At 66.0% G+C, this 3,548-nt stretch carries 3 protein-coding genes; all 3 read left to right on the top strand.

All coding sequences use genetic code 11. The features are described 5' to 3' along the window. Positions 1 to 87: 87 nt before the first annotated feature. Positions 88 to 855, top strand: a complete 768-nt coding sequence (locus NTD88_RS14585) for an SDR family oxidoreductase (RefSeq protein WP_095154981.1) — start codon at positions 88 to 90, stop codon at positions 853 to 855. A gap of 9 nt (positions 856 to 864) precedes the next feature. Next, on the top strand, positions 865 to 1,692 hold the full coding sequence (locus tag NTD88_RS14580) for an SDR family NAD(P)-dependent oxidoreductase (protein ID WP_095154980.1): 828 nt from the start codon (positions 865 to 867) through the stop codon (positions 1,690 to 1,692). A gap of 251 nt (positions 1,693 to 1,943) precedes the next feature. Continuing rightward, a partial coding sequence (locus NTD88_RS14575; RefSeq protein ID WP_262154312.1) for an autotransporter-associated beta strand repeat-containing protein occupies positions 1,944 to 3,548 on the top strand: 1,605 nt, incomplete at its 3' end.

Genomic DNA, 3,548 nt, shown 5'->3' with positions numbered 1-3,548 from the left:
TATTTTTTTATAAGAGACAGGCCCTGTAGGAGCGAGCTTGCTCGCGAAGCGCCCCCCCCCAACAACGCCCAATTCACGGAGTTTCCAATGCCCACTACCGCCATCACCGGCAGCGCCTCCGGCATCGGCGCCGCCGTTGCCGCTGCCCTGCGCGCCGCCGGCCACCGCGTCATCGGTATCGACCGCGGCAACGCCGAGGTCATTGCTGACCTGTCCACCCGCGAAGGCCGCGACGCGGCCATCGCCCAGGTCCTCGACCTCAGTGACGGCGTCCTCGACGGCCTGGTCTGCTGCGCCGGCGTCGGGGTCACCGCGCCGTCCTGCGGATTGATCGTGGCGATCAACCATTTCGGCGTCAGCCAGTTGCTCGGCGGCCTCGAAGACGCGCTGGCCAAGGGCAGCCATCCGGCGGCGCTGGTCATCGGCTCGGTGGCGGCGATTCGTCCCGGCGCCGAGCAGGAGCCGATGACCCTGGCCATGCTCGACAACGACGAAGCCCGGGCGCTGGATATCGCCAACACCCTGGGCGAACCCCAAGTGGCCTACGCCTGTTCCAAATATGCGATCACCCACCACGCCCGACGCCTCGCGGCGGCCTGGGGGGCCAAGGGCATCCGCCTCAACGTGGTCGCGCCCGGCGCGGTGGAAACCCCGCTGCACGATGCTTCGCGCAATGACCCGCGCTTCGGCCAGGCGGTACGCGCATTTGTCGCGCCGCTGGGGCGCAACGGTCACCCCGAGGAAATCGCCGCGCTGATCGCCTTCCTGCAGTCGCAACAAGCGGGCTTCATCCACGGCAGCGTGATGTACATCGACGGCGGCATGGACGCTATGGTCCGGCCGCAGCGGGTCTGAGGAAAACACATGAACAAGGTTGCATTCATCACCGGTGCCAGCCGCGGCATCGGTCGCGCGGCGGCGCTGGCGTTCGCCCGGGCCGGCTTCGACCTGGCGATCAGCGCCCGCACCCTCGACGAAGGCGAGCAGCACCCGCATGCCCTGCGCGATGCCAGTGGCGCGCCACTGCCGGGCAGTCTCAACGGCACCGCCGACGCTATCCGCGCCTTGGGCCGCAAGGCGCTGGTGGTGCCGATGGACCTGCTCGACAGTGACTCGGCACTGGCCGCTTGCCGCGCGGTGCTGGCCGAGTACGGCCGCATCGACGTGCTGATCAATAACGCCATCTACCAGGGCAGCGACCTCAATGCCGGCTTCATGGCCTTGCAGCCGGAAACGCTGGAGCGGATGTTCAAGGGCTACATCCTCACCCCGTTCCTGCTGACCCGCGCGGTGGCCCAGGTGATGGCGGAGCAGGGCGACGGCGTGGTGATCAACGTCACCTCCGGCGCCGGCGAAAGCGACCCGCCGGTAGCGGCCGGGAAGGGCGGCTGGGGCTATGCCTATGGCGCGGGCAAGGCGGCGGTTTCACGGTTGTCGGGGATCGTTGCGGTGGAATTGGGTGACGCCGGCGTCCGCGCCTACACCGTCAATCCCGGGGTGGTGACCACCGACGCGCTGAAAGCCACCATCGGCGAAAAAGGTGTGATCGCCCTGCGCGCCGGCAGTGCGCCGCCAGAGGTGCCGGCGGCGGTGATGCTGTGGCTCGCCACCCATGAAGACGCCAGCCAGTATCAACGCCAGACCATCGCGGCGCAGCCGTTTGCCAGGAAGCTTGGGTTGTTGGCGGACTGAAGCCAGCCGTCCGTCAGATCGAGCGCCGCCTTGCGGCGCATCGCCGGCAAGTCGACTCCCGCAGGGATTTGGGGGGCTTGCCAGCGCAGTTTCCCTCAATAACCTTGTGCGCAAATTTTTCTATTGAGTGGGAGCTGTTAAAGTGCCACCAATAAAAAATCCTTCATCTTGCCAAGGTCGGGCCCGTCAATTACTCGCGCAGCGTTGCTGCGCTGTCAGGGATGAGTCGCCTGATCCACATAGGAGTCGTTGTGGACAGACGTAAAACCGCAGTACCGCGCACCGCCCGTACCCGCTTGTCGCTGGCCGTCAGCATGGCCATGTTCGGCGCGTTCGCCGTGTCCGACCCGATCTACGCCGCGTGCACACCGGCGACGCCGACCAATGGATCGGCGGTGGACTGTTCCGGTGTCAACACGAACCTTGACCTGGCGGCCAGCAATCTGGTGATCACCCTCATGTCCGGCGGGGTCGTGACGACGTCCGATCCGAGCAAACCGGCGTTTACCGTGACGGGTCCCAGTACTTCCCTGTACAACGGCGGCTCCATCGACCCCTCCATTGGCTCGTCCGCGTTCTCCTCCACCGCGCTGAAACTCGTAAGCCCCGTTTTCTCCAACCTGTCGATCACCAACGCCGCCGGCAGCGTGATCCGCGGTGTTTCCGGCGACATCAACGGGTCGCTGATTGATTTCACCGGCGTGGCGCTGGACATCAACAACGGGCTCTCGGGCCGTACCATCATCGATAACTACGGCCTGATTTCCACGACCCTGGCCATCGGTGCCAGCGAAAACGCGGCCAACCGGCCGGTGGTCGCGATCTACGGCGGTGGCCGGGTGATCTTCCTCAACTCCGGCAGCGTCATCGGGCGGGTCGGCTTCGAGTCCTCGCTTGCGGGCAATATCTTCGTCAACGGCGGCACGGTGATCGGCAGTGTGTCGATGGGCGCCGGCGGCGCCAACACGTTCACTGCGGTCACCGGCTCGTCGGTCAGCGCCAGCGGAGCCAGCGCCGGGGAGTTGATCGTCGTCGGCATGGGCGGGCTGAACTTTGCGCCTACCGGCATGGTCGATGGCGGTGCCGGTGGCAACAACACGCTCAGGCTGCAAAACGACATGAGCGGTGGCAGCGGCACCAACGTCGGCACCGGCATCATCGATTCGACGAAGTACATCAATTTCAGCAACCTGGTGGTCGACAGTGGAACCTGGACGCTGCAAGGCGCATTGTTGAGCGGTGCCTCCACCCAGGCCACCCTCGATGGCGGCGTGCTGCTGATCAACAACGAGGCCTTCGCCGGTAGCGGTACGATCTACGCCAATGGCGGCACCCTCAATAGCTCCTCGTCCTCGATCAGCATCGCCAACAACATCGTGATGGGCCTCAACATCGGCACGGGTCGCAACGGCCTGACCGTCAGCAACTTCACCACGCCGTTCACCCTGTCGGGCGTGATCTCGGGGGGGAGCAATGCCGGTCTGACCAAGAGTGGCACGGGTGTCCTGCGCCTGGACGGCACCAATACCTACAGCGGTGGCACCGCCCTCAACGCCGGCTCGCTCATCATCGGCAGCAGCCAGGCCCTGGGCACCGGCGCCGTCAGCGCCGCAACCGGCACCCGGATCGACTCCGGCGCCACCGCGACCCTGAGCAACATCATCAACCTCACCGGCACCGTGAATTTTGGTGGCACCGGCAACCTGACCCTGAGTGGGGCGCTGCAGGGCAACGCCAGTTCCGTGCTCAACAAAGATGGCGCCGGCACCCTGGTGTTGTCCAACGCCAACACCTACGGCGGCGGCACCACGCTCGGCGGCGGGACCCTGCTGGTCGGCAACAATGCGTCACTGGGC

It is taken from the genome of Pseudomonas sp. 20P_3.2_Bac5 (genome assembly GCF_025466035.1).
Taxonomy (GTDB): domain Bacteria; phylum Pseudomonadota; class Gammaproteobacteria; order Pseudomonadales; family Pseudomonadaceae; genus Aquipseudomonas.
The sequence above is the reverse complement of the archived record's forward strand: the minus strand, read 5'-3'. Positions and strand labels throughout refer to the sequence as shown.